This is a genomic window from Natrinema salsiterrestre, assembly GCF_029502005.1.
In the GTDB taxonomy this organism is placed as follows: domain Archaea; phylum Halobacteriota; class Halobacteria; order Halobacteriales; family Natrialbaceae; genus Natrinema; species Natrinema salsiterrestre.
The window spans coordinates 224,801-250,247 of sequence record NZ_JAMQOT010000003.1; the positions used below are offsets into that span (position 1 = coordinate 224,801).

The following is a 25,447-nucleotide window of genomic DNA, read 5'->3' on the forward strand; positions in this document are numbered from 1 at the left end:
GGTTCGCGAGAGAGTCTGTCAGCGCTCCTCGAGCAGCGCCATGATCGCGCCGCCGCCACCGACGCTCATCCCGACGAGGCCGCGGGTCACGTCGGGATCGTCTCGCAACTGGTAGCCGAGGCTCGCGGCGAGCATGCCGCCGGAGGCCCCGATCGGGTGGCCGAACGCGACCGCGCCCCCGCAGGGGTTCATCTTCTCGCGTGGAATCCCGACGCGGTCCATGACGTACACCGACTGGGCCGCGAACGCCTCGTTGATCCAGCAGGCGTCGACGTCCCCGACCGTGAGTCCGTTGCGCTCGAGGAGCCCCTCGACGACGTCGCCGACGGCCTCGTTGAACTCGTCGGGGTCCCGATAGACGAGGTCGTAGTCGACCAGCGTCGCCAATGGCTCGAGGCCGCGCTCGGCGGCCGCGTCGCCGTCTGCCAGCAGGACGACGCCGGCACCGTCGCTGAGCTTCGAAGCGTTCCCCGCCGTGATCGTCCCGTCCTCGCGGAACGACGCCGGCAACTCGGCCAGGTCCGACAGCGTCGACTCCGGTCGCGGCCCCTGATCCCGGTCGACGGTTGCGCCGTCGGTCCCGACCGGAACGATCTCGTCGTCGAACGCGCCCGATTCGATCGCCTCGGCGGCCAACTGATGGCTCTCGAGTGCGTACTGATCCTGCGCCTCTCGGGAGACTGTCTCGCGGTCGACCAGTCGCTCGGTGATTTCGCCCATGTGGACGTCGAGGTTCACGTCCCACAGCGAATCGAGGAGCATCGAGTCCTTGAGTTCGACGTCGCCGTACCGTCGCCCTTTGCGATAGTCTGGGAGGATCCACGGCGCGTTCGACATGGACTCGAAGCCGCCGGCGACCGCCAGCTCCGCACGGCTGGCCCGGATGCGATCCGCGGCGAGTGCGATCGCACGCAGCCCCGATCCAGATGCTTCGTTCACGGTCGTCGCTTCGGTCTCGTTGGGCAGCGCCGACTCGACGACGACCTGTCGGCCCGGGACCTGACCGATCCCGGCCTGAATGGCGTTGCCGAGAGCGACCCAGTCGACGTCCTCCGGCTCGACGTCGACGCGCTCGAGGAGGCCGTCGAGGGCCGTTCGGCCCAGTTCAACCGCCCCGACGCTCGCCAGCGAGCCGAGCAGCGTTCCGTGGGGCGTTCGCGCACCGTCGACGAGGACGATCTCCCCGTTCGGTTCGGTCGATGACATAGGTTCCACCACGACGGGGAGGGAAATGAAATGTGCCTCCGCGTTTCACTTTCCGAGACCGTCCGGGCGGCCGGCACTTTCTTTACCGGGACGGGGAGACTCGAGTACGAACGTGGCCCGAGTCACCGAGACGGTACAGACGTCCCTCGAAACGATCGCCACCCCCGAAGCACGGCTGGCGGTCAGCGTCGGCGTGACCGTCCTCGGCGTCCTCATCGGATTCGTAGTGACACCAGGACTGTCTTATTCCGAGACGGAGTGAGCGGCGGCCGAACGCACCCGTCGACTCAGATCGCGTCGGACTCGCGTAACCGCTCGATGTCGTCGCTCGAGTACCCCAGCGCCTCGAGCACGTCGTCGGTGTGCTCGCCGAGGTCCGGCATCGGTTCGGCGGCGAACTCGAGGGAGTCGGAGTCGATCGGGGTGTCGACGTACGGCACCGGGCCGTCCTCGGTCTCGAGTTCCTTCACGAGGTCGAGGTGGTCCGTCTGGGGATGGTCGAGCACCTCGTCGAGCCGGTTGACGTCGCCCCACGGAATGCCCGCCTCGGCCAGCCGCTCGGCCCAGTAGTCGCGCGGGCGCTCCGCGATGAGCGACTCGAGCATCGGCTCGAGCGTCTCCCGGTTCGCGACGCGCTTTTCGTTCGTCTCGAAGCGCTCGTCCTCGAGCAGGTCGGGTCGCTCGAGGACGGCGTCGCAGAGGAGTTCCCAGTGGGCTTCGCTGAGGATCGCGAAGTTGACGTACTGGTCGTCGGCCGTCTCGTGGGGCCCGTACGGAGTCAGCAAGTGGTGTCGCATCCCGATGCGCTCTGGAACCTCGTCGGCGTGCCAGTACTTCTGCGGGAAGTAGCCGAGCCAGGAGAGCATCCCGCCGAACATGGTGACGTCGAGGTTCTGGCCCTCCCCGGTCCGCTCGCGGTGAAAGAGCGCGAGCAGTGCGGAGATCGTGCCGTAGGTCGCGGCGTTGATGTCGCAGACGCTCAGCGGGATCTTCGCCGGTGCGTCCGGCGAGCCGTTCATGAGGATGAGCCCGGTCTCGCCCTGCATGACCATGTCGTACGCCTTGCGGTCGCTGTAGGGGCCCGTTCGCCCGTATCCCGAGATGTTCAGGTAGATGATGTCGTCGGTGATCGCCGCGATATCCTCGTAGCCGACGCCGAGTCGTTCGACCACGCCCGGCGAGTAGTTCTGGACGACAACGTCGGCCTCCTCGGCCAGTTCGTGGAATATCTCGAGCCCCTCGTCGGACTTCAAGTTCAGTTCGACGCTCAGCTTGTTGCGATCGACCCAGACGTGGGCCGAGGAATCGCCGTCCACCACCGAATCCCAGTGGCGGTTGACGTCGCCCACGCCCGGGCGCTCGACCTTGATCACCTCCGCGCCGAAGTCGCCCAGCATTCGAGTGCAAAGCGGCGCGCTGATCCCGCTCTCGAGACTGAGGACCGTGATGTCGTCGAGCGCCATCATGGGTATCGGCTCTCCGTTCGATCGGCGACGTGAGTCATCGCGACAGGTCCTCCGGCTGCGTGCCGATCCCCTCGAGCCAGCCCGGGGGTTTCGCCGCCGAGGGCTCGGCGTGCTCGCGTTTCAGCACCATCGGCGTGCGCTCGAGGCTCAGGACGAGATCCCCGTCCTGGTTGTACGCTCGAAGCTCGGTCTCGACGATGCCGACGTGCTCCCGGGACTCGAGTTCCCGCTTGGAGAGCACTTCGCTCTCGGCGAAGATGGTGTCGCCGTGGAAGACCGGGGCGTGGTGGCGGATGTCGTCGTAGCCGAGGTTCGCGGTGGCGTTGACCGAGACGTCGATGACGCTCATCCCGACGGCCAGGGCGATGACGAAGGTGCCGTCGACGAGGCGCTCGCCGAACTCGGTCTCCTCGGCGTAGGCCTCGTTGAAGTGCATCGGGTTGAGGTTCATCGTCACGTTCGTCATCCAGACGTTGTCCGTCTCCGTGACGGTGCGGCCGAAGGGATGCTTGTAGACGTCGCCGACCTCGAAGTCCTCGTAGTAGCGCCCGTGCCATCCTTCCACGAGCTGTTTGTCGTGCGATTCCGTCGCGTCGTCGGAGTCGGTAGTGTCGTCCGTCATGGCTGTGAGTCGCGGATCGGTGATCGCGGTGTCAGTACGAGCGGGGCAGTCCGAGGACGTTCTCGCCGATGTAGTTCAGGGCGAGTTCCTGCGTGATCGGTACCAGCCGGGTCAGTCTGGCCTCGCGGAAGTAGCGCTCGACGTCGTACTCCGTCGCGACCCCGAAGCCGCCGTGGGTCTGGACGGCCGCGTCGGCCGCCTCGTATGCCGCGTCCGCCGCGAGGAACTTCGCCGCGTTCGCGTACGCGCCGAGGTCGACGTCCTCGTCGGACGCGGCCCGCTCGGCCGCGTTGTACGTCAGCTGCTTGGCCGCCTGCAAGCGCGCGTAGGCCTCCGCTAGCGGGTGCTGGATCGCCTGATTCGTGCCGATAGGTCTGTCGAAGACCACTCGGTCGTTCGCGTACTCGACCGCCCGCTCGAGCGCCAGCCGTCCCAGCCCGATGCACTCGGCGGCGATGACGAGTCGCTCCTCGTTGAGGCCGTCCAGCACCTGATAGAACCCCTCGCCCTCGACGCCGATCAGGTTCTCCGCCGGAATCCGAAGGTCGTCGAACCAGAGTTCGAACGAGTGGACGAAGTCGCTGGCGGATTTGGGAATCGCTTCCATCTCGAGTGCCCCCTGATCGAGAGCGTCCTCGAGATCGACGAGGAACATCGAGATGCCGCGGGTGCGCTTGTCGACGTCCTCGAGCGGGGTCGTCCGCGCGACGAGGACGATGTAGTCGGAGACGTCGACGCGGGAGGTCCAGATCTTCTGGCCGTTGACGACGTACTCGTCCCCGTCTCGCTCCGCGCGCGTTTCGATCGCCGTCGAGTTCGAGCCCGCGTTGGGCTCGGTGAGGCCGAACGCCTGGATCGATTTCTCGCCGGCCGCGACGTCGGGAAGCAGATCCCGCTTGATGTCGTCGCTCGCGTATTCGACGATCGGGACGGAGTTGTAGACGCCGCCGTGGACCGCCTGAGCGGCGCTGAACCCGCCGCCGTTCGCCGCGATCTCCTCCATCATGACGACCGTTTCCCGGGTTCCCATCCCGGCACCCCCGTACTCCTCGGGAAGCAAGATCCCCATCCACCCGTGGTCTGCCAGCGCGTCGACGAATTCGCGGGGATACTCCCCCTCGTCGGCCCGCTGGCGCCAGTACTCGCGGTCGAAGTCCGAACAGACGTCGCGGACGCTCGAGCGGACGAGTCGCTGGCTCTCGGTCAACTCGACCGCGTCGTGCAGGAGTCGGGCCATCGAGTTATCCTCATCCAGTCGGGAGAAAAACGTTGCGTCGCCACCCCTCGATTTCCGGAACCGCTGACCATCCCGCTACGGTTCGAATCGATCCCGGACTCGCTCTCGGAGCACCGTCTTTTGGACCTTCTCCCCGTTCGGTCCCTCCGTCGTCGGGAACTCGTCGACGAACTCGACCGCCTCGGGGACTTTGTAATCGGCCACGCGAGACTCGAGGAAGCGCTCGATTCCCTCGGGCGTCACGTCTCCGGCGTCGGAAACGACGAACGCGACCGGCACCTCGCCGTGGCGCGGATGCGGTGCGCCGACGACCTCGCACGATCGCACGTCAGGATGGTCCTCGATCGCGGTCTGGATCTCCCGCGGCGCGACCAGAAAGCCGCGAACCCGGAGCGCGTCGTCGAGCCGCGAGCGGTAGTAGACGTACCCGTCGGCGTCGATCTCCGCGAGGTCGCCGGTGTAGAACCACCTTCCGGAAGACGAGTTTTCCGACTCCCCGGTCGCTCCGCTCCCGGGGACCTCTTCGTCGAACGCCTCGGCGGTCGCCTCGGGTTTCCCGAGGTAGCCGTCCGCGAGGAGATAGCCCCGGATCGCGAGCTCGCCTTCCTCGCCGACCGGGAGTTGCTCGCGCGTCTCGGGATCGACGATTTTCGCCTCGATAGCCGGATGGATCGGCGGCCCGCCGACCCGCTTTCGTCGCTCGGCGGGATCCGACGGCTCGCCGACGAAGATCTGACTGTTGGCCTCCGAGAGGCCGTAGGGCTGGACCACCGGGAAGCCGAACGTCGACTCGATGCGGTCGAACAGCTCCTCGTCGAACCCCTTGCTGATGAAGCCGACGACGCCCGTGTCGACGGTCTCGACTCGCGAGGACTCGAAGGCGTCGTGCTCGAGCATCCGTTCGAACATCACGCCGAGGCCCGTGAGGTAGGTGGCGTCGTGTGCGTCGACCAGCCGGATCGTCTCGCCGGGATCGAAGTGGGTCTGGGCGACGAGCGTTCCGCCCGTCGCGAGGACGCTGAAGAGCGTGTTGTAGCCCCAGATGCCACAGAACGGGAGCGTCGCGACGCCGACGTCGGCTTCGGTTACGCCGAGGTACTCCGCGACGTGGGTGGAGTGGTTCAGCAGCGATCGACTCGACTGGAGACACCCCTTCGGATCGCTCGTGGTGCCGCTCGTGTAGAAGATCGCCGCCGGCGCGTCCGGGTCGGTCGCCGGCTCGAAGCCGTCACCGTCCCGTGACCGCCCCGTCTCGAGCACGTCATCGTACCCTCGAAGCGCCGGCAGGTCCGCCGTCGGCTCGAGACTCACGACCGCCTCGAGCCCCGGAACCGAGTCGGGATCGAACTCGTCGGGGGACTGCGCCTCCGTTTCGGGGACGGCCGTCGAGAGCATCTCGTGGTAGTCCCGGCCGAGCAGCGCTCGTTCGGTGACGAGAACGCTCGCGCCCGAGTCCGCGAGCATGTACTCGAGTTCGTGGGTTCGATAGCGCGTGTTGACCGCGACCATCGCCGCGCCCAGATAGGAGGTCGCGAGCTGGCACGCGATCCACTCCGGGCGGTTGCCGAGCCAGACCGCGACGACGTCGCCGTCCGAGACGCCCAGATCGGCGAGCCCGCGGGCGAGCGAACGGCTCTCGGCCAGCAGGTCGCCGTAGCTCCACGCCGTTTCGTCGGAGACGACGGCCCGGCTGTCTGGTCGCTCCCTGGCGACCGCCGCGATCCCCTCGTACATCGTCTCTTCGGGCCACGTGAGCATCTGTAACGGGTGTGGTATCGGAGACCACAGGTAAAACCGTTGTGCGGCCCCCGATCGGCTCCCACCGACTCAGTCCCCGCCGTCGGTCCGCTCGGCGTCGGGTCCGAACTCGGACTCGAGCAACTCGGGAACGGTCTCGGGAGTCACGTCCGAGTACCAGGTGTTTCGCGGCTGAATCGAGATCGCGGTGCCGCCCTCGCTGCACAGCCCGAGACACGAGGTTTCGCTGACCGACACTGCCGTCCAGAACGCGTCGCGGTCTCGCAGCCAGTCTTTGACCGCCGTGACCGTCTCCTCGGCACCGACCGCGCCGCAGCTGGCGTATTCCGAATCGCGGTCGTTGGTACAGACGAAGACGTGTGCGTCGAGGCGCTCGCGGTGCTCTTCGGTTCGATCCTTCATGGACTGGTCAGCAGATCCTCGCGTCGGTCGGTGGCCGATCGCACGCCGGCTCGAGCCTGGAGCCAGCCGAACGAGCCGGCGACGAGCGTCCAGAGCGCGGCCTGGCTCAGCACGGTCAGCCCGCGGAACGCGGTCACGAGCGCGGTCGGCGTCGAACCGGATTCGACGACCGTCGGCGCCGCAACTGCGGTGACCGCGACGAGCGAAACGATCGGGATCGCCGCTGTGACTACCCCGAGTAGACCCCGGCCGCCCGAAACGCGTCGATAGCCGTAGATCGATACTGCGGCGACGAGCGCGCCGAGGACCATCATTCCCACGTAGATCGCGCTCCGGACCGTGGGATCGAACGCCAGCTCGGCACCCGGCGTCGCCGGCGGAAGCACCAGCCACGGTGCGACCGAAACGGTGAGAAACCCTGCGCCGGCCAGCACGTAAGTCTTGAGCCGCCCGCGGCCGGGCAGCGCCGGCTCGAGGAAGTAGAACGCCAGGGCGAAGACGCCCCCGAGCAGGATGCCCCAGAGAACGCCGCTGCCGACGCTCACGACGGCGGTCGTCGCTTCGCTGACCGCGTGAGCGTGTTCGGCGGCCTCGTGGGAGTGGTCGCCAGTTCCGTGAGCGTGGCCGCCGTGTTCTCTACCGTCGGCGAGCGTCTCCATGTAGCCGATCAGCGGGTTCGCGACGATCGCCATGTAGACGCCGTACGCGATTCCCGCGATCGCACCGGCGAGCACCCCCCGCTCGAGGTAATCGACCAGCATCAGTGACAGATGACGCCGGCCGCGTGCCGGAAGTTGTGCATCGAGTCGTGGGCCAGGGGGTCCTGCAGGAATAGCAGCGCGAACGTCGCCGCCGCGACGAACGCGAAGACGGCCAGCAACTGACCGGTCGTTAGTTCGTCGCGCGCGGTCCCGATTCGATCGTGAACGGTTTCAGTCGTCGTCATGCAAGTCAGTTTTCTCTACTGAAACTGCATTTGTAAAACTACCGATCGTCCAGCAGGGGCTGCGGGTTTTCCACTCCGGCGGCGGTACGATCCCGATCTGACTGCCGCGAGCGGCTCACGAGAACCGGCGGATCGAACTGCTGCTGGCGAATAACGAAATCGTTTTCCTACGGCTACCGCTTGATTCGGATACCAACGAGAGCCATGAGTATCCAACGACGGTCACCCGGAGGGAGACGCCGTGGCGGTTGAACGCCTGCTCGTCCCGCTGTCGGACACGGTGACCGTCCGGCAAACGGTCGCCTACGCCGTCCGATCGGGGCTCGAGGGGGCCGACTCGCTCGAATGCCACCTCGTCGTCGCGATGCCGTACGACGCGGACGTCCCCGAGAGCGACCAGTACGACGAGGACGCCGACGGACTGCTTTCGCGAGCGCGAAACTGGGTCGAGGAAGACGCGGGCGGGGCCGACGTGACGATCGAAACGGCCAGACTCGGCGCCGACGAGTACCTCTTCGGTCCACGAGACTACGCCGAAATCTTCGACGCTTACGCCGACGAACACGGCATCGACCGAGTCGTTCTCGATCCGGAGTACCAGCCCGGCGTCACCGCACAGCTGCTCCAGCCCCTCGAGCGCGAACTCGAGCGCATCGGGCTGGCTTACGAGGAAGCCCCGGTCGAGCGGTCGGCTCGGCGCGGTCGGCTTGCCGGTGGAACCGAGGACTTCGACCGCCTGTTCGCGACCTTTCTGATCTCCTATGGATTCTATCTCGTGCTCGGCGACCCCACCTACTGGTTCGATCTGCTCACGGGCGCAGCGGTGGCCGGTATCGTCGCCCTCTCGCTCGCGCAGGTGACGTTTACCGTCCCCCTCGACCGCGTCCAGTCGCCGCTCCGAATCGTTCGGTTCGCCGTTTACGTTCCGTACCTGCTCTGGGAGATCCTCAAGGCCAACATCGCGGTCTCGGCCGTGATCCTCCGGCCGTCGATGCCGATCGAACCCACGCTGACGCGGGTCAATTCCCGCGTCCGAAGCGGACTGCCGCTGACCGCGCTGGCAAACAGCATCACCCTCACGCCGGGAACGCTGACCGTCCGGGCGAACAACCAGCAGCTGCTCGTCCACACGCTGATTCCAGCCGCCCAGGAGGACCTCTTCGACGGCGGCCTCGAGCGCGGGATCCGGTTCGTCTTCTACGGTCGCGACTCGGCGGCGATCCCCTCGCCGCGCGAACGCGACGACGCGGAGGTCGTGGGGGGTGACGAGCTGTGATGCCGGCGTCGCTCGAGGACGTCTTCCTCGTCACGGCCGCAGCGTTCGTCATCCTGGCAATCTTTGTGTTTTATCGGGCCGTCGTCGGCCCGACGACGCAAGACCGTCTGCTGGCGGTGAACGTCCTCGGGACGAACACGGTCGTCATCCTCGCGCTGTTAGCTGCGGGGCTCGACCAGGCGTGGTTCCTCGACGTCGCGTTGATCTACGCCCTGCTGAACTTCCTGATGTCGATCGCCATCTCGAAGTTCACCGTCGAGCGGGGTGGCGTGCTGTGATCGAGACGATCCGGTTCTGGCTGATCGCGGTCCTGCTGGGGCTGGGCGTGTTCTTCACGCTCGTCTCGACGATCGGCGTCATCCGCCTCCCGGACATCTACGCCCGTGCGCACACCGCCTCGCAGACGGACACGCTCGGTGCGGGCTTCGCACTCGCCGGCGTCGCCCTGGCCTTCGGCTGGGAACAGGCGGCGGTCTACACCGTCCTGTTGTTGTTTTTCGTGTTCATCACGAACCCGACGGCGGCCCACGCGATCGCCCGGTCCGCCGCGGAGACGGGCGTCGAACCGCTCCTCGCCGACGAGGGGACGGACCCGGACGAAACCGACGGCCCCGCGGAAACGGACGGTGAGACGACATGAGCCTGTTCGCCTACTCCCTCGCGGTGTTCATCCTCGCGACCGCCGTCGCGACGGCGCTGTTTCGCGACGTCCTGTCGGTGATCATCGTCTTCGGGGCGTACAGCCTCGGAATGGCGATCCTCTACACGTTCCTGCTGGCTCCCGACGTAGCGATGACCGAGGCCGCCATCGGGGCCGGCGTGACCACGCTCTTGTTGTTGCTGACGATCGCACGTACGACCCGGCCCTCGACCGACCGGCTCAGGGAGCGCATTCACCTGCCGGCGGTCGCCGTCGTCGGCGCGTTCGTGGTCCTGCTCTGTACCGCGGTCCTGCCCGAGATGTACGCGGTCGGTGTCACTGATGCGCCGGTCTGGCGCAACGCCGACGTGACCCAGTACTACATCCAGAACACGTACAACGACACGAGGGTACAGAACGCGGTCACGTCCGTCCTCGCCGCCTACCGTGGGTTCGACACCTTCGGCGAGGCGGTCGTCGTCTTCGCCGCCGGCGTCTCGACCCTGCTCGTCCTGAAACGCGAGGTGTTCGCCTAATGTCCGGCTCTATCGACGACACGTACACCGAGAGTCAGGTGATCATGACCGCTGTCAAGATCATCGCACCGTTCACGCTCACCTACGGGCTGTTCATGACCTTCCACGGGGGCGACGCCCCCGGTGGCGGCTTCCAGGGCGGCACCATCGTCGGTGTGACTGTCCTGATGCTCGCCTTCGCCTTCGGGATCGAACCGACCCGCCAGTGGCTTCGCAACACCTTCCTCGTCGGGATCATCACCGGCGGCGTCGTCATCTTCGGCGCGGTCGGCCTCGCGATGGTCGCCCTCGGCGGGGACTTCCTCGAGTTCGCGCGCATCTCCGCGGCCCTCGGTCAGAAACCCAAGTGGGGGCTCGAGGCCGTGGAGATCGGCGGTATTTCGCTGATCGTCACGGGGACCATCATCAGTCTCTTCTTCACGATGGCAGCGGGCTTCTCGCCGGAGCGGCCGAGCGGGACCGGCGGCTTCGAGGAGAACGACGAACCGGCCGACGGAGAGGTGAGCGACGATGATTGAGTCCCTCTTCAGTCACTACACGTACGTGCTGATGTTCGTCATCCTGGGAATCGGGATCTACATGGTGATCGCCAGCGAGAACCTCGTCAAGAAGCTGATCGGCGTCAACCTCTTCCAGACGGCCATCTTCCTGTTTTTCGTCTCGATGGCCTACATCGACGTCGAGGGTGCATCCGCACCGATCGTCCCCGCGACGAAAGACCCCGGAGAACTCATGGTCGCGAGCCCGCTCCCCCAGGTCATCGTGCTGACCGCCATCGTCGTCGGGATCGCGCTGACCGCGGTCGGGCTGGCGCTGATCATCCGCATCTACGCGGAGTACGGCACGCTCCGCGAGGACACCCTCAGGGAGGTGCGCGCCGATGAGTAGCGTCGATCTGATTATCCCGTTGCTGATCGTCGCTCCGATCCTCGCCGCGACGCTCCCGATCGCGCTGGGTCTCCGGTTCGAGCGGACCGGCTGGCCCGTCGCCGGACTCACGACGCTCGGCCTGTTCGGCGCGGCCGGCTATCTCGCGAGCGTCGTCTACACGGGCGGAGAAGAGAATCACACGCTCGGCGGCTATCCACCGCGATACGGGATCGAACTCGTCGCCGACGAGTTCTCGATGCTGATCGTCCTGCTCATCACTGCCGTCGCAACCGGTGTCCTCGCGTTCACGCGCCGCGGCGGCCCGCGCGGGAACACGTTCTACACCGCCTACCTGCTGCTGGTCGGCGGCCTGCTCGGCATCTCGCTGACCGGCGACGTGTTCAACCTGTTCGTCTTCCTCGAGATCACGAGCATCGCGACCTACGCGCTGGTCGCGAGCGGCGACGGCCCGGAGGCGGCGGTCGCCTCCCTGAAGTACCTGATCCTGGGAACCGTCGCCGCGTCGATGTACCTGATCGGCGTCGCCTTCGTCTTCATGGCGACGGGGACGCTCAACATGGTCGAACTCGCGACGGCGATTCCGGCCCCGGAAACCAATCCGACGTTGATTCGGGCCGGCTTCGCGTTCATCACTGTCGGCTTCGCCGTCAAGGTCGCCCAGTGGCCGCTGCACACCTGGCAACCCAGCGCCTACCAGCAGGCCCCTGACGGCGTGACGCCGCTGATCGCGGCGCTAGTCTCGACGGCTTCCGCGTACGCCTTCGGCCGCCTGATCGTCACCGTCTTCGAGGTCGACTACCTCGCCGCCACGCCGAACGCGGCCGCGATCGTTCTCACGATCGGCTGCGTGAGCGTCCTCGCGGGGACGGTGCTCGCCGTGATCCAGACCGAGGTCAAGCGGATGCTGGCCTACTCGTCGGTGTCGCAGTTCGGGTTGGTCATCGCCGCCTACGGGGTCGTCATCGCCGGCAGCTCCGAGACGGCGCTGATCGGGGCCGCGATCCACCTCGTCGGCCACGGGCTCCTGAAGGCCGGGCTCTTCCTCGGAGTCGCGCTCGTCGCCGCGAGCTACGGCGCTCGCACCGTCGACGAGTACGCCGGCCTCGCGAAAGAGCGCCCCTTCGTCGCCGGTTCGATGGCCGTCCTCCTGTTCTCGCTGGTCGGCGTTCCGCCGGGCGTCGGCTTCGTCGGCAAGTGGTACATCGCCCTCGGTGCCGTCGAATCTCAGCTCTGGCCCGTCGCCGCCGTGATCTTCCTCAGTACCATGCTCACTCTCGCCTACGCCGCCCGCCTGCTCGAGAAGATGTACTTCACCCCGCCCGCCGTGGTCGAATCGCCCCACGCGACGGGAGCGGTCGCAACGGATGGCGGCGACGCCGACGACGAGGAGTCCGGTGACACCGACCCGACCGACGATATTGGGACCACCGTCCCCGTCACCGGGACGGACACGCGGACCGTTTCAGTCGGCATGGTCGCGATCGTCGTCGTCGCCGCGCTCGGCTCGATCGCCCTCGGCTTCGCCGGTGGCACGTTCGCCGACCTGCTCGAGCCGTTCCTGACGGAGGTGTTCAACTAATGGTCGAAGACATCCGACCGCTCGCCGCCGTGTTGGTGTCGGCGGTCGCAATCGCTCTGATCGTCGCGTCGCATCGCCGGCCGAACCTCCGCGAAGGCTGGTCGGTGGTGGCCGCCCTCGCGAAGTTCGGCATCGTCGCCAGTATGCTCCCGGCGGTCATGGGTGGCGACGTCTTCAAGTGGAGTCTCAAGGAGTCTACGGGGATCCAGTTCCTCCCGGGAATCGACTTCGCCCTGCGGGCCGATCCGCTGGGGATCTTCTTCGCGCTGCTCGCGAGCTTCCTGTGGATCTTCACGTCCTTCTACGCCACGGGGTACATGCGCGGGCTCGACGAGCACTCCCAGACGCGCTTCTTCGCCTCCTTCGCGGCCAGCCTCTCGGCCGCCGTCGGGATCGCGTTCGCGGCGAACCTGGTGACGATCTTCGTCTTTTACGAACTCCTGTCGCTCGTCACCTACCCGCTGGTCGCCCACAACGAGGACAACGAGGCCCGTATCGCCGGCCGAAAGTACCTCACGTACACGTTCTTCGGCGGCGGGGTCTTCCTGCTCGCCGGCACGGTCATGGTCTACTGGCTGACGAACCAGGTCGGCACACCGACGACCGCCTTCGAAGCGGGCGGGATGGAAGCCCTCGCGACGGCCGCCCAGGCCGAACCGGTCTACGCGCAGGCCGCCTTCTTCCTGCTCATCGCCGGCTTCGGTGTCAAAGCCGCACTGATGCCCCTTCACTCCTGGCTCGCCGACGCGATGGTCGCGCCGACGCCCGTCTCCGGGCTGCTCCACGCCGTCGCGGTCGTCAAGTCCGGGGCGTTCGGGATCGCCCGCGTCATTCTCGAGGTACACGGCCCCGGACTGATCCACGACCTGCCGCTGGACGTGCCCGGTATCGGCGAGGTCGGGCTGAATATCCCGGTCGCCGTCGTCGCCGCGTTCACGCTGACCGCGGCGAGCATCATCGCGATGCGGAAGGACCACCTCAAGCGCCGGCTCGCGTACTCGACGACGGCGCAGCTCTCCTACATCGTCCTCGGTCTCTCGATGCTTCATCCGGCGGCGATGGCCGGGGCGCTGTTCCACATCCCCGCACACGCGTTCGCGAAGCTCACGCTGTTCTTCTGTGCGGGCGCGATCCACGTCGAGACCCACACGGACTACATCAGCGAGATGGCCGGCATCGGCAAACGGATGCCGCTGACGATGACCGCGTTCACCGTCGGCGCGGCGGGCATGGCCGGCCTCCCGCCGATCGCCGGCTTCGTCAGCAAGTTCTACATGCTGATCGGCGCCGGCGTCGTCGGCGGTAGCTACTGGCTGTTCGCCGCGGCGCTGTTGCTCTCGGCCGTGCTCAACATCGGCTACCTCTGGCCGGTCGTCTACACCGCCTTCTTCGAGAGCGAGGACCGCCACGACGCGAAACCCGTCCTCGAGTTCCCGCGGGGCGGCCTGTTCCGATCCTACGGCGGTGACGAGGACCCGGTCGCCGCCGACGGCGGGGAGCCGACCGACCGAACCGACGCGGCCGACGCGTCGGACTCGGAGCCCGCGGCTGAGGAGGAGTTCGAATACGCCGTGGATCAGAACCCGAGCGATCACACGGTCCCCGACGCCGATGCCGATGCAGACGTCGATACCGACGCCGACACCGATTCCGAGGACCACATCAGCAGCGTCGACCACCACGGCGACCACGACGACCACCTCACCGGCGGGCCGCCCGCTGCCGGCTGGCAGCGCCGCTCGCCGTTCGCCGAGAGCACGTGGCTCATGCTCGCGCCCATCGCCGTGATCGCGACCGGTGCCATCGTCCTCGGGATCGGCCCCGACTACGCCGTCTTCCTGGAGTTGGCCTTCCGGATCGTCGAGGACGTCTTCGGCATGCCCTTCGAGGACTTGATCGACACGCCGCTCGAGGAGGCCCTCACGGGGGTGAACGACTGATGGAAGCCGAACTCCTCTCGCTGGCCTACCCGCCGCTGCTGGTCTTCGCCGCGGCGCTGCTCGTGCTCGTCCTGCCGCGCGTCGCCGGCTTCGCCGTCGGCGCGCTCAGTCTCGCCGCCGTGCTGGCCATCTCGCTCGTCGCGCCCGAAGGTCAGCATCTGGCCGGCACCTTCCTCGGGTTCGAGGTCGTCCCGTTCTACGTCGACGACTTCTCCCGAATGGTCGGCCTCGGGCTGGGCTTCCTCGGCGTCTGTAGCGTTATTTACGCCTACTCGAGCGAGGCCAGCAAGACGCTGGTCGCGTTCGCACTGGTCTACGTCGCCTCGTCGATCGGGGCGGCCTTCGCCGGCGACTGGCTCGTGCTCCTGTTCATGTGGGAGCTGATGGCCGTGACCAGCACGCTCGTCGTCTGGCACTACGGCGGCGAGGCGGTCCGGGCCGGCTTCCGGTACGCGCTCTTCCACGGCACGGGCGGCGTGCTCGTGATGATGGCCGTCGCGGTCCACTACGTCGAGGTCGGGACGTTCGTCTACAGCGATGCCGGGATCGCGAACGGGATCCCGGCGATACTCGCGGTGCTGGGAATGGGCGTCAACGTCGCCTTCGTCGGGTTCCACACCTGGCTGCCGGATACCTACCCGCGACCGCACATTGCGGCCTCCGTCTTCCTCTCGGTCTACACGACGAAGACGAGCGCGTTCGTCCTCTACCGCGCGTTCCCGGTCGACGCCCAGAGCGAGCTCGGGATCTACATCGCGTACATGGGCGGATTCATGGCCGTCTACGGCGCGACCTTCGCGCTGTTGCAACACGACATGCGGGCGCTGCTGTCCTACCACATTCAGGCGCAGCTGGGCTACATCGTCGCTGGGATCGGGATGGGGACGGTCGTCCACTCCGAACTCGCCGTCGCCGGCGCGATGAGCCACCTGTTCAACAACATCCTGTTCAAGAGCCTGCTGTTCATGGCCGTCGGCGTCGTCATCTACCGGACCGGCGAGGAGGACCTGTACGAGCTCGGCGGGCTCTGGCGCGAGATGCCCCTGACCGCGATCGGGTTCGGCCTCGGCGCGCTCTCGATCACCGCGATTCCGGGCTTCAACGGCTACGTGAGCAAGGGGATGCTCTTCGACGCGGCCAACCCAAGCCCCAAATATTACGGCGAGCCGGAGTTCCAGGCGCTGTACTGGCTGCTCTACCTCGGCGCGATCGGGACCCTGCTCTCGTTCATCAAGCTCGGCTACTACGTCTTCCTCCACGGCGAGAGCGACATCGAGGTCGCCGACGCCAAACCCGGCCAGACCGTCGCCATGCTCGGACTGGGCGGTGCCTGTCTCCTCTTCGGCGTCTGGTGGCAGGGGTTGGCCGACCTCGCGCCGACGATCCAGGGGGCCGACTTCGCGTTCGAGTATCCGGGCGGCGAGAGCAACCTCCATCCATATAGCGCCAGTCACCTCGAGACCGCGGGCATCCTGACGGCGATCGGCCTCGTCGGGTTCGCCGTCGTCCGCAAGCCGCTCTCGAAGCTCGATCTCGGCGATCCGGCGATGGTCGTCTACCCGGCGACCTACAGCGTCAGCCGCTGGACGATGCTGGCCGTCACCGAGACGTACGCCGCCGTCGACGGTGCAGTCGTCGGTGCGGTCACACGCTGCTACTGGATCGGGAACAACCCGGTCCTCGCGGTCGACGCGGCCGCGGCCCGGCTTCCGGACTGGCTGGTCGACGTCGACGAGCGCCGGCCGACCGACGGCGGTCGCCCGTCGACGATCCACCTTCGGACCGGCATCGGGACGACCGTCCTGTTGCTGACGCTCGTCCTGACGGTGATCCTGTGGCTGCTCGTCGTCTGAGGACAGCGGGTGTCACGCGACGAATTTTCGATCCGACTGTTGCGGAACGTGCTGGGGGTCCGTCTCGATTCGCGCCGCGTCCCTACGGACTGGACTCGTCTGCTGACTCGTCCGACCCGCTCCCGTCGATATCGATCACGGTCCGGTCGACGTCCAGCGACGTGGGTTCCTCCTCGGGAACGACGATCGATCGCTCGGGGACCGTGGCCCGAAGCGTCGCTTTCGACGCCGTCGCCTCGCGCCGGTACGCCGATCCCTCCTGCGCCTGCCGGATGCCCCGCGGGGTCAGGTAGTTCCCGTCGACGTCGACGACGGCCGCCTCGCAGAGCCGCTTGAGGACCGATCGGGCACCCTCGGTGGTGATCGCCGGCGGCGCGATCGATCGCTCGCGGGCGAGTTCCGTCGCCGTCGCGTCCTCGAGCAGCGTCTCGATTTCCTCCTCGTCGTACCCCCGCTCGCGCAGGACCGACCGGACCCGCCTGGCGATCGACGGCGCGTGCGCCGTCGGAAACAGCGGCCAGTCGTTCGCGGGGGGATCGAGGACGACGCGATACCGCCGGAGCGGCGTCCGTGCGCGGGCGGGAAGCGGCACGTCCTCGAGTCGCTGGGACTTCCCCAGCACCCGTATCGTTCCCGTGTAGAAGTCCACGTCGTCCCAGGTCGCACCCGTCCGCCGGTCGTCCTCGGGGACGCGGAACAGCTCCGACCCGCGGACGGTCGAGTGGGCGAGGACCGCGACCATCGCGTACTCGCGCAACCGGCTGCGGCGCTCGCTGGCCGAGGACGGGGCCTCGAGCGCACGCTCGCGAACGTAGCGTTCGAGCTCGCGACGTTGCTCGGCGGTCCAGAAGTCGCTCCCCTGCCGCTCCTCGGCGGTCGGCAGTGCGGCCTCCGCGCGGTCGGTCGCGGCGGGGTTGGCCTCGAGAATCCCACCTCGGACACACCACGAGAGGAACGCCCGGACCACCGCGTAGTAGGTGCCGGCGGTCGAGGCCGCGTACTCGCCCCGGCCGGTTCGGCGATCGAGTTCGCCGGCGTACGCGCGCATATGCCCGACCTCGAGTCCGAACAGCGACGTCAGTCCGTGTTCGGCCTCGAGCCAGTCGGCCCACCGTCGGAGGATCGATTCCGCGTTGGACGCGTAGGCGCCCGCGCCCGATCCGTCCGGGTCGCCGACGGCCTTGCGCTGCAGGTAGGCGTCGATCGCGTCCGTGATCGCCACCTCGGTCACGGCGCGATCACCCGGTCGGCGTCCGTCCGGACCGTCGCTACCGATCGCTGGCTCTCGATCCGGCCGCTGTCCGGTTGCTCGAGGCGGGTACGACGGCGACGAGAGCGGCTCGTGCGGATGGCGTCACGCCTCATCAGTTCGTTCCATTCTGTTGCACGATGCTAAATCTGTGTTTCGGTCCCCGGGACCGCAACGGACGACTCATTCGAGTCGCACGCGCCGGAATAGTGAGGGCGTCTCCGATCGCAATCACGGGCGGTCCGCCCGTCTCCCGTTGCGGTTCCTCCGGGACGGACCGATACGTACTCGTTGAGTACCGCTCCGTCTCGAACGCGGTCAGGACGGATGCTGGTGGCTGATCTTCTCCGCGGTCATCCCCGGCACCGGCGTCCCGCAGTCTTTGCACTTCCAGTTCGGCGTCACCGTCCCCGGTTCTTTGTCCAGATCCTGTTTGAACTCGAGGCGCGCACCACACGGACACTGATAGGTCGTGCGGGTCATGGTCGAACCGACTCGGCGGGGAAGAATAAACGGTTCGACACCTGTAAATTAGAATACAGCCGTTCGACGCAGTCGGCTGACGGGAACGGATCCCGTCAGGACGAGTCGGCCGTCTGGCCCGATTGCGGCGGCTGGGTCATCGGTGGTCGATTGGGCCCGCCGACGCCCGAATCGTTACCGAAGTCGGTATTCGGTTCCTGACCCGCTACCAGGAAGTCCGCGAGGTTACCCGCGAGGACGTCGTTGTCGACCCGATGGACGTTCTCGGGCGTGAGGAAGCTCTCGTCCCCGATCACGGCGACGTTGTCGTTTCGAGCGGCGACGCCGTAGGTGCCCGCCTCTCTGGTCGTCGAGAGGGTCGTTCCGTTGATCGCCTCGAGGGCCGGCTCACCGCTGCTGGCTCCGACGGGAGTCGCCCCGCGGAGTACGACTCGATCGACGCCCTCAGTCAACGAGGAGTCGCCGGTCGGTTCGGCGTAGACGCCGAGGTGGTTGTTGTCGTTTTCCTCGAGGTTGTACAGGTAGCCGGCATCGGTGTAGAGTCCGCCCGCGGAAGCGATCTGGGCGGTGTCGCCCGTGCTGCCGGGATTGGACACGATGAGGGTGCGACCCCCGGAATCGATGAACTGCTCGAGGGTGTTGCGTTCCGTCGGCGTGTAGGTCGCGGAGCCGACCGTCAGGAATGCGTCGGCGTCCTCGAGTGTTTGGCTGAGCTTCACGTTCGACGTGGGCCCGCCGTCGTAGAAGACGACCTCGTGGCCGTTTTCGACGAGTGTGGAGACGAGCGGGTTGACGTCCCTATCGACGCCGCCGAGGGAGCCGACGGAGAGCCGGTGATCGGACCCATCGTCCCTCACCGGGATCGGCTGCCCCATGCCGAAACTGGATGTCGAGGAACTCCCCGCGTGTATCACGATCGTCTTCCCCGATTCCGTGCTATCCATCTCGATCTCGCCCCCGTCGGGGGCCTGTTCCGGGACGATCGTCTCCGAGTCCCAGTGGTCCGTATCGACCTCGGCCGGCTGTGGCGTGCCGTCGTGGACGACCAGCCCACCGACGGAGACCGCACCGACGATGAGGACGAAGACTGCGACGAACGTCCCGAGGAGGGTCGTCGTCGAACTCACGATCCGTCACCCCCGTCGTCGGTACCCGTCCCGTTTACTTCGACGCTCGGAACCCCCTCATCGTCCGTCATAGCCGTCCAGTCACCGACGAACAGTGCGTTCCAGAGATCGGGCGTCACGAGGAGCGGGCGGTACGGGTGTACCGTCGAGTCCCCGGATTCGACGGCGGTCCGGTCACCGCCGTCGGACGCTCCGAACGCGAACGGTAAGTTCTGTTGCCGTTCGGATTCGCGGATTTCGACCTCGTACGATCCTAATCCGGCCTCCTCGGCCGTGTCGGCGATCGCGTCGTCGACGGTACCGATCTCGTCGGCGTACCCGTTTTCGACGGCCTCGACCCCGGGATAGGTCTGCGCGTGAGCCACTTCCGTGCGGCTCAGTTCGATTTCGTCACCGCGCTGTTCCATCACGCTCTCGAGGAACGCTCGCTTGATCGTCTCGGTCTGGGCCCGGTGGTCGTCGGGGTGGAACGAGCCCTTGTCGGGCGCGCTCGCGCCCTCGTTCGGTCCGGTGGGCTGTGGCGCGGGTCCGATCACGCCGACGCTGCCGACCTCGGCGGTCGGGGTGACGTAGATCTCGTCGGCCGGTAACATCGTATAGTACGCGCCGGAGGCGCCGATCGTGTCCACGGCCGCGATGACCGGCATTTCTTGCGCCGTTCGCTCGACAGCCATATACATTCGTTCGCTCGAGCCGGGCGAACCGCCGCCGCTATTGACGTCGAGCACGACCGCGTTCACCGAATCGTTGTGTCGCGCGTCCCTGAGTTCCGTTTCGAGTTCCTGGGCGGTATTCGAGGTGATGATGCCGCTCACTTCGATCACTGCGACGGTTCCGTCGTCGTCCGTCGTCTCTCCGTACACCTGCGGGGCGACGAGTGCCCCTGCGACGATAGCGAGTGCCGCCGCGATAGCGACCTGCTGTCGCCGCGAGAGTCGTTCGAGTGGCCATACTGCCATGCGGCGGCGGTTCGTAGCAGGCATAAATAATAACATACTGCCATTTTCTCGATCAGAAAAACCGCCGGCAATCGTCGAAATCGTCGCCCCTTCGAGACGTGCTCACTGGAGCGGGTCGGTCGATAGGATCGGTCGCCACCGGTTGCCGGACCATCGCTGTCAAGGTGTTCGGAACCGTCCGTTGAGAAACGAATGCCCGAATCGCACGACGTCCCGTTCGAGAGGACGGCGATCGAGACGGATTCGAGTCCGACGCTCGCTGCCGTCCACCACGAGAGTGACTCCGACGACTGGCTCGTCTTCTGCCACGGCCTTCGCAGTGACAAGTCCGGCAGCTACGAACGGCGGTGTCGGCGGGCTCGCGAGGCGGGGTACAACGCCGTCCGGTTCGACGCCAGAGGTTGCGGTGAGTCCGACGGCGAGTTCGTCGACTCGACGCTCGAGGCGCGGCTCGCTGACCTCCGTCGCGTCGCGGACTACTTCGACCCGGACAGCTACGCCCTGTTCGGCTCGAGCTTCGGCGGCAAAGTCGCGCTCCACGCCGCCGCCGAGGACGACCGGGTCGATGCGGTCGCCACGCGGGCGCCCGTGACTACCACCGAGACGTTCGACGAGTATCGGGCGACTGTCGCCAGCGAGGGTGAGTGGACGTTCGATACCGGGGAGCGAATCGACCGCCGGTTTTTCGACGCCCTCGATCGGTACCCCTTCGCGGACGTCGTAGGATCGCTCGCGGTTCCGGTAGCGATCTTTCACGGCGGTGCCGACGACGTCGTCGACCCGGCCGATAGCTTCGATGCCGCCCGCCGACTCGAGACCGACGTCCTCGTCGAGCGGTTCGCGGGCGAGGGACACCGGTTTTCGGCCGCCGCCGAGGATCGGTTACTCGAGCGACTGTTCGGCTGGCTCGAGTGGGCAGGCAATCGAGAGTGAAGCGTTCGCACATGTAGCCGCCACTGGGTCGGGTCGCGGACCGTGTTTTCTCGCCCAGAAAAACCGGACCGCTTTTGATAGCCATGCCGGAACGAACAGCTATACCAGTGAGTGAGGAAACCGACCTATCGACACTGCTCGCAGTGCTCGACGACGAGTATGCGCGAGATATCCTCACCCACACCAGCGTCGAACCCATGTCTGCCAGTACACTGAGCGAACGGTGTGACGCCTCCCTCCCGACGATCTATCGGCGGCTCGACCGCCTCGAGGAGTGTCACCTCGTCACCGAAGAGACGGAGCTCGCACCCGACGGCAACCACTACAGCGTCTACAGTGCGAACCTCGACAGGCTGGAGCTCTCGCTGGACGACGGCTCGTTTTCGCTCGACGTGACCTACAGTGAGGAAGACGTCGCCGACAAGTTCACTCGCATGTGGGAGGGGATGCGATGAGTCGGAGCGTGGTCCGGATCGATCAGGCGAGCCTGTTCGAGTTGTTGACCGTCGCGAGCCTCTTCCTCGTCGCACTCTTCGGGACGGTTATCGCGTATCAGGCCTATCGGGGATACCGACGGAACGACGCCTCGTCGATGCTCTATCTCGCGATCGGACTCCTCCTGTTGACGCTGTGTCCGTTCCTCGTCAACGTCGCGCTCACGACGGTCGTGAGTCCGGATCGGATCGTCATCGCATTCCTCGAGAACGTGAGTCGACTGTGTGGGCTCGTCGCGATTACCTACTCCCTGTACGGCAATCATTGATCGGTTCGTCGCTCACCGGCGACCGTGTCGGGCCGAAGCGATCCCAGTGTCACCGGGTTCGGTGACGTGAGGAGGGCCGAACGACGCGGCACGTCCCGAGGAGGCGGTCGGGGGACGTGTCGGGCACGCGTCGCGGCCCCGGGATGATCGGATGCGGGGAAGTTCGGGGGATCAACCGAGGGATGTGGGGATGATCTCTCGTCCCCCGTGTGGGTCGTTTCGTGCCGCCGTATTAGTACTACGAGCGCGTTTTCTGGGTCGGAAAATACACCACTGCGCCACCGCCGCCACTACATCAGTGCGTCGCGTGCGATCCGCAGGTTTCTTCGAGGTACTCACCGAAGCACCGCTGTGCAGTACCTCGCTGGAACCGACTCCGTCCATACGACGGCAGCGATCTGTGACTACCTCGTCGATCGAGCCGGTCCCGACGACACCGTCACCGTGATCGCCGTCGCATCGCCCGACGACCCGACCGCCCGCAGAGACGGCGAGGAAGCGCTCAACGTCGCCCCCGTTCGGCTCGCGACCGTCGGCGACGTGGAGACCGAACTTCGAACCGGGACCCCCGCAGCGGCGCTCCGCGACGCGGCGGCGGCCGCCGACGTCGACGAAATCGTCATCGGAACGCACAGCGGTGATCCCGACGCGACGCGCACGCTCGGGTCGACCGCGAGACGGGTTCTCGCCGACGCGGACCGGCCGGTCGTCGTCGTTCCGATACCCGATCTGTAACTCCTCGAGAGGCGAGGGCGGCCGAAATACCAGTCCGCTTCGCACGAGACGGATAGGATCGAGGCTCTCGACGAGACCCGAACGCGGCCGGTTTAGAACGGGAACAGCGAGTCGGCCTCGAGGTCGCGCTCGATGAGCTCGATCTCGTGGCCGTCCTGGTCCGTCGTGAAGGCGTACATGTCGTCGCAGCTCTCGGGATCGCGGTAGTCCGCGGCCTCGCGCGTCATGAGCTGGTTCCAGTCCTCGTGGAGGTCGTCGAGGCGGACGCAGAGGTGGCCCCAGGCGTCGCCCATGTCGTAGCTCCGGCCGTCGTAGTTGTAGGTGAGTTCGACGGACATCGCCTCGTCGGCGGCGTCAGCGGGCTCGACGAAGTAGTTCGCGAACGTGTCTGCCTCCCAGCGGCCGACCTCGTCGTACTCGAACTTGCGCGTCCAGAAGCCCAGCGCCTCGTCGGCGTCCTCGACGCGGATCATGGTGTGATCGAGCGACCAGAGCGCGCCCTCCTCGCGCTGGACGATCTCGATCTCGTGACCGTCGGGATCTTTGACGAACGCGTACCGGCCGCCACAGGACTCGGGATCGCGGTAGTCGTCGACGCCCTCGTCCATGAGCTGCTGGTAATAGTCCTCGAGTTCGCCCTCCGGGACCCGTACCGCGATGTGTCCCCAGCCGTCGCCCACTTCGGGTTCCTCGCCCTCGTTGTGGGTGATCTCGAGCATCGCCCCCTCCTCGTGCATCTCCTCGGGCCCGAGATAGACGATGGTGAAGCCGTCGCCCTCGTGGCGATCCTTCTCCTCGTACTCGAGGTGGGTCTCATACCAGTCGAGCGATTCCTCGAGGTCGGCGACGCGGATCATCGTGTGGTCGAGCGTTCCGTCCATACGTTAGCTCTGTCCTGCGGACGGCAAAAATATGGCGGAGACGGCGGTCTAGTCGAGGTCTTCCGGGGCGGAGCCCGGTTCGGCCTCGGGCTCTCGACCGGTGCGGTCGACGTCGGTCGAGGAGGCCCTGGGAGCGAGGCCCTTGCGCTGGGCGTCGATCTCCGAGAGCCCGTAGACGAGTCCGACTAGCAGAACGACGCTGAGGGGGAGGAAGATCATCCACGGAACGCCGAGGAAGCCGTAGAGCGCGTAACAGACGACCACGACGAACAGGACGGTTCCGGCGTAGTAGAGCTGCGTGCGGATGTGATCGATGAGGTCGGCACCGGTGAACGTCGCCGAGAGGACCGAGGTGTCGGAGATCGGCGACGAGTGATCGCCGAAGATCGCACCCGAAAACACCGCGCCGACCATCACCGGCATGAGTTCGAACGTGCCGGTGAGTTCGTAGGCGACGCGGATCGAGATCGGCGTGACGATGCCCATCGTCGCCCACGACGAGCCCATGGTGAACGCGACGAACGCGGAGACGAGCAACACGACGATCGGGAGGACGGCCGGCGAGACGACCCCTTCCGCGACGCCGGCGACGTATCTTCCCGTGCCGAGTTCCTCGGCGACCGCACTGATCGCCCAGGCGAGGACCAGAATCGTCACCGCGGTCAGCATCAGCGAGAAGCCCTCGAGAATCGTGTCGACGCCGTCACCCAGATCGAAGAGGTCGTAGGCCAGTCCGATGAGGAGCAGGGTCGCGACCATCGCGAACGAGCCCCAGACGAGCGCGGCCGCGAAGTCGCCCGCGCCGACGACGTCGACCAGCACCTGGACGACGCCGTCGTTGCCGATGGCGGTCTCGAGCGACGTCGTCGCGTCGGCCTCGGCCTGCTCGTCGAGCCACGACTGATAGCCGGTCCAGAACGCCCCGGAGAGCGTGACCGCGACCAGGACGACGATCGGTGCGAAGAACGTTCGAAGCATCGGCCGATCCTCGATCGGCGCGCCCAGATCCTTCTCGACTTCCTGCAGGGGCTGTGCCTCGTCGCGGTTCACCTTCCCGGTCTGCCAGGATCGGTGTTCGGCGTCGAGCATCTCCCCGTAGTCGCGCTGTGAGAGGACGATGACGCCCACCATGACGATCGCGAGCAGGGAGTACGTGTTGAACGGGATCGAGCCGACGAACGTCTCGAACACGCCCGGCGTGTCGGCCGCACTGACGGCGTAGTCGTCGCTCTCGACGAGGGCGGTGTATCCCTCGTCGATCATCGAGAGCTGGAACGCGACCCAGCTCGAGAGCCCGATCGTCGCGACGGGCGCGGCCGTCGAGTCGACGATGTAGGAGAGCTTTTCGCGGGAGATGCGCAGCTGATCCGAGATTTCGCGCATCGTACTGCCGACGATCGCCGTGTTGGCGTAGTCGTCGAAAAACAGGAGGATTCCCAGGATCCACGTCGCCGCACCGGCGTTGCGCTGGGTCTCGAGCCGGCTCGTCGCCCAGTTGCGGACGGCGCTCGCACCGCCGAGTCGCCAGATCAACGCGACGCCCGATCCGAGCAGCAGGGTGAACACCAGGATATTCGCGTGGAACACGTCCGCGATCGCTCCGGTGATCCACTCGAACGTCTGTCCGATGCCGATGCTTCCGGTGGCGATGACTCCGCCCGACCAGATCCCGAGGAACAGCGACAGGATCGGTCGGCGCGTCCAGATCGCGAGGACGATCGCGAGCAGCGGCGGAGCCAGCGAGAGTGCGCCGAATTCGGCCATACGTACCTAGTCTTCGGGCCGTCGTATATTCTTCACCGTTCCGATCCGAATACTGTCAAATCAATCATTTTAGATCGAGGAAATATGTGCGAACGGGCACTGTAGAGGTCCTAAATCAGATCTTTTAAAATAACCATAATAATTTAAATAATTTTGAATTAGAACTATTCCGAGACGAGCGCGTGACGGATACGAGCGGGC

General features: G+C 66.4%; 29 protein-coding genes. 14 read left to right on the forward strand and 15 right to left on the reverse strand.

The window, feature by feature from the left end; all coding sequences use genetic code 11:
• Positions 1–18: 18 nt before the first annotated feature.
• Complete coding sequence (locus tag NDI89_RS10595) at positions 19–1,206, reverse strand: thiolase family protein (RefSeq protein ID WP_277521537.1); 1,188 nt, start codon at positions 1,204–1,206, stop codon at positions 19–21.
• 112 nt (positions 1,207–1,318) lie between these two features.
• Between NDI89_RS10595 and NDI89_RS10600 the strand changes: the two genes are divergently transcribed.
• Positions 1,319–1,468 carry a hypothetical protein gene (locus tag NDI89_RS10600; RefSeq protein ID WP_277521538.1) on the forward strand — a complete coding sequence of 50 codons (150 nt, stop codon included), beginning with the start codon at positions 1,319–1,321 and terminating at the stop codon, positions 1,466–1,468.
• Positions 1,469–1,493: 25 nt separating this feature from the next.
• Here the strand turns inward: NDI89_RS10600 and NDI89_RS10605 are convergent, their stop codons facing one another.
• From NDI89_RS10605 to NDI89_RS10635, 7 genes are all read right to left on the reverse strand, one after another.
• Positions 1,494–2,672 carry a CaiB/BaiF CoA transferase family protein gene (locus tag NDI89_RS10605; RefSeq protein ID WP_277521539.1) on the reverse strand — a complete coding sequence of 393 codons (1,179 nt, stop codon included), beginning with the start codon at positions 2,670–2,672 and terminating at the stop codon, positions 1,494–1,496.
• Between the two features lie 34 nt (positions 2,673–2,706).
• A complete protein-coding gene (locus tag NDI89_RS10610; protein ID WP_277521540.1) occupies positions 2,707–3,294 on the reverse strand; it encodes a MaoC family dehydratase in 588 nt (195 codons plus the stop codon).
• Between the two features lie 31 nt (positions 3,295–3,325).
• Entirely contained in the window at positions 3,326–4,531 is a 1,206-nt protein-coding gene (locus NDI89_RS10615) for an acyl-CoA dehydrogenase family protein (protein ID WP_277521541.1), read from the reverse strand.
• 75 nt (positions 4,532–4,606) lie between these two features.
• On the reverse strand, positions 4,607–6,289 hold the full coding sequence (locus NDI89_RS10620; RefSeq protein ID WP_277521542.1) for a class I adenylate-forming enzyme family protein: 1,683 nt from the start codon (positions 6,287–6,289) through the stop codon (positions 4,607–4,609).
• Positions 6,290–6,358: 69 nt separating this feature from the next.
• Positions 6,359–6,691 carry a (2Fe-2S) ferredoxin domain-containing protein gene (locus NDI89_RS10625; protein ID WP_277521543.1) on the reverse strand — a complete coding sequence of 111 codons (333 nt, stop codon included), beginning with the start codon at positions 6,689–6,691 and terminating at the stop codon, positions 6,359–6,361.
• The gene (locus NDI89_RS10630; RefSeq protein ID WP_277521544.1) at positions 6,688–7,452 is read right to left on the reverse strand and encodes a CbtA family protein; all 765 of its coding nucleotides are present in this window, start codon (positions 7,450–7,452) and stop codon (positions 6,688–6,690) included. Before NDI89_RS10630 ends, NDI89_RS10625 begins: the two co-directional genes overlap by 4 nt.
• On the reverse strand, positions 7,452–7,637 hold the full coding sequence (locus tag NDI89_RS10635; RefSeq protein ID WP_277521545.1) for a CbtB domain-containing protein: 186 nt from the start codon (positions 7,635–7,637) through the stop codon (positions 7,452–7,454). The genes NDI89_RS10630 and NDI89_RS10635 overlap by 1 nt, the downstream gene beginning before the upstream one ends.
• A 241-nt stretch (positions 7,638–7,878) precedes the next feature.
• Between NDI89_RS10635 and NDI89_RS10640 the strand changes: the two genes are divergently transcribed.
• Genes NDI89_RS10640 through NDI89_RS10680 form a run of 9 tightly spaced genes read left to right on the forward strand, consistent with a single transcriptional unit; the run spans position 7,879 to position 16,352 of the window.
• Entirely contained in the window at positions 7,879–8,913 is a 1,035-nt protein-coding gene (locus tag NDI89_RS10640; protein ID WP_277521546.1) for a monovalent cation/H+ antiporter subunit E, read from the forward strand.
• Positions 8,913–9,191, forward strand: a complete 279-nt coding sequence (locus tag NDI89_RS10645; protein WP_307729352.1) for a cation:proton antiporter — start codon at positions 8,913–8,915, stop codon at positions 9,189–9,191. The genes NDI89_RS10640 and NDI89_RS10645 overlap by 1 nt, the downstream gene beginning before the upstream one ends.
• Positions 9,188–9,553 (forward strand): monovalent cation/H(+) antiporter subunit G, encoded by a 366-nt coding sequence (gene mnhG, locus NDI89_RS10650; protein WP_277521548.1) that lies wholly within the window; start codon positions 9,188–9,190, stop codon positions 9,551–9,553. The genes NDI89_RS10645 and mnhG overlap by 4 nt, the downstream gene beginning before the upstream one ends.
• Positions 9,550–10,089 (forward strand): DUF4040 domain-containing protein, encoded by a 540-nt coding sequence (locus tag NDI89_RS10655; RefSeq protein ID WP_277521549.1) that lies wholly within the window; start codon positions 9,550–9,552, stop codon positions 10,087–10,089. Before mnhG ends, NDI89_RS10655 begins: the two co-directional genes overlap by 4 nt.
• Complete coding sequence (locus NDI89_RS10660) at positions 10,089–10,607, forward strand: MnhB domain-containing protein (protein ID WP_277521550.1); 519 nt, start codon at positions 10,089–10,091, stop codon at positions 10,605–10,607. Before NDI89_RS10655 ends, NDI89_RS10660 begins: the two co-directional genes overlap by 1 nt.
• Positions 10,600–10,977: a cation:proton antiporter subunit C gene (locus NDI89_RS10665; RefSeq protein ID WP_277521551.1), complete on the forward strand. Its 378-nt coding sequence runs from the start codon at positions 10,600–10,602 to the stop codon at positions 10,975–10,977. Before NDI89_RS10660 ends, NDI89_RS10665 begins: the two co-directional genes overlap by 8 nt.
• The gene (locus NDI89_RS10670; protein WP_277521552.1) at positions 10,970–12,559 is read left to right on the forward strand and encodes a proton-conducting transporter transmembrane domain-containing protein; all 1,590 of its coding nucleotides are present in this window, start codon (positions 10,970–10,972) and stop codon (positions 12,557–12,559) included. Before NDI89_RS10665 ends, NDI89_RS10670 begins: the two co-directional genes overlap by 8 nt.
• Positions 12,559–14,499 (forward strand): proton-conducting transporter transmembrane domain-containing protein, encoded by a 1,941-nt coding sequence (locus NDI89_RS10675; protein WP_277521553.1) that lies wholly within the window; start codon positions 12,559–12,561, stop codon positions 14,497–14,499. The genes NDI89_RS10670 and NDI89_RS10675 overlap by 1 nt, the downstream gene beginning before the upstream one ends.
• Positions 14,499–16,352, forward strand: a complete 1,854-nt coding sequence (locus NDI89_RS10680; protein ID WP_277521554.1) for a Na(+)/H(+) antiporter subunit D — start codon at positions 14,499–14,501, stop codon at positions 16,350–16,352. Before NDI89_RS10675 ends, NDI89_RS10680 begins: the two co-directional genes overlap by 1 nt.
• Positions 16,353–16,434: 82 nt before the next feature.
• Here the strand turns inward: NDI89_RS10680 and NDI89_RS10685 are convergent, their stop codons facing one another.
• From NDI89_RS10685 to NDI89_RS10705, 5 genes are all read right to left on the reverse strand, one after another.
• Positions 16,435–17,583 carry a tyrosine-type recombinase/integrase gene (locus NDI89_RS10685; protein ID WP_277521555.1) on the reverse strand — a complete coding sequence of 383 codons (1,149 nt, stop codon included), beginning with the start codon at positions 17,581–17,583 and terminating at the stop codon, positions 16,435–16,437.
• Positions 17,580–17,717 carry a hypothetical protein gene (locus NDI89_RS10690; protein WP_277521556.1) on the reverse strand — a complete coding sequence of 46 codons (138 nt, stop codon included), beginning with the start codon at positions 17,715–17,717 and terminating at the stop codon, positions 17,580–17,582. Before NDI89_RS10690 ends, NDI89_RS10685 begins: the two co-directional genes overlap by 4 nt.
• Before the next feature lie 202 nt (positions 17,718–17,919).
• A complete protein-coding gene (locus NDI89_RS10695; protein WP_226007244.1) occupies positions 17,920–18,084 on the reverse strand; it encodes a hypothetical protein in 165 nt (54 codons plus the stop codon).
• Between the two features lie 95 nt (positions 18,085–18,179).
• A complete protein-coding gene (locus NDI89_RS10700; protein WP_277521557.1) occupies positions 18,180–19,211 on the reverse strand; it encodes a hypothetical protein in 1,032 nt (343 codons plus the stop codon).
• Complete coding sequence (locus NDI89_RS10705) at positions 19,208–20,170, reverse strand: S49 family peptidase (RefSeq protein ID WP_277521558.1); 963 nt, start codon at positions 20,168–20,170, stop codon at positions 19,208–19,210. Before NDI89_RS10705 ends, NDI89_RS10700 begins: the two co-directional genes overlap by 4 nt.
• A gap of 192 nt (positions 20,171–20,362) precedes the next feature.
• On the opposite strand from NDI89_RS10705, the gene NDI89_RS10710 reads away from it, so the two are divergent.
• The 4 genes from NDI89_RS10710 (at position 20,363) to NDI89_RS10725 (ending at position 22,601) form a co-directional block, all read left to right on the forward strand.
• Complete coding sequence (locus tag NDI89_RS10710) at positions 20,363–21,103, forward strand: alpha/beta hydrolase family protein (RefSeq protein WP_277521559.1); 741 nt, start codon at positions 20,363–20,365, stop codon at positions 21,101–21,103.
• Between the two features lie 107 nt (positions 21,104–21,210).
• Entirely contained in the window at positions 21,211–21,558 is a 348-nt protein-coding gene (locus tag NDI89_RS10715; protein ID WP_226007240.1) for an ArsR/SmtB family transcription factor, read from the forward strand.
• Positions 21,555–21,866, forward strand: coding sequence for a DUF7521 family protein (locus NDI89_RS10720; protein WP_277521560.1), 312 nt, complete (start codon positions 21,555–21,557; stop codon positions 21,864–21,866). Before NDI89_RS10715 ends, NDI89_RS10720 begins: the two co-directional genes overlap by 4 nt.
• 351 nt (positions 21,867–22,217) lie before the next feature.
• Complete coding sequence (locus tag NDI89_RS10725) at positions 22,218–22,601, forward strand: universal stress protein (protein WP_277521561.1); 384 nt, start codon at positions 22,218–22,220, stop codon at positions 22,599–22,601.
• Positions 22,602–22,693: 92 nt separating this feature from the next.
• Here the strand turns inward: NDI89_RS10725 and NDI89_RS10730 are convergent, their stop codons facing one another.
• Positions 22,694–23,482: a VOC family protein gene (locus NDI89_RS10730; RefSeq protein ID WP_277521562.1), complete on the reverse strand. Its 789-nt coding sequence runs from the start codon at positions 23,480–23,482 to the stop codon at positions 22,694–22,696.
• 48 nt (positions 23,483–23,530) lie between these two features.
• The gene (locus tag NDI89_RS10735) at positions 23,531–25,246 is read right to left on the reverse strand and encodes a Na+/H+ antiporter NhaC family protein (RefSeq protein ID WP_277521563.1); all 1,716 of its coding nucleotides are present in this window, start codon (positions 25,244–25,246) and stop codon (positions 23,531–23,533) included.
• Positions 25,247–25,447 lie beyond the last annotated feature (201 nt).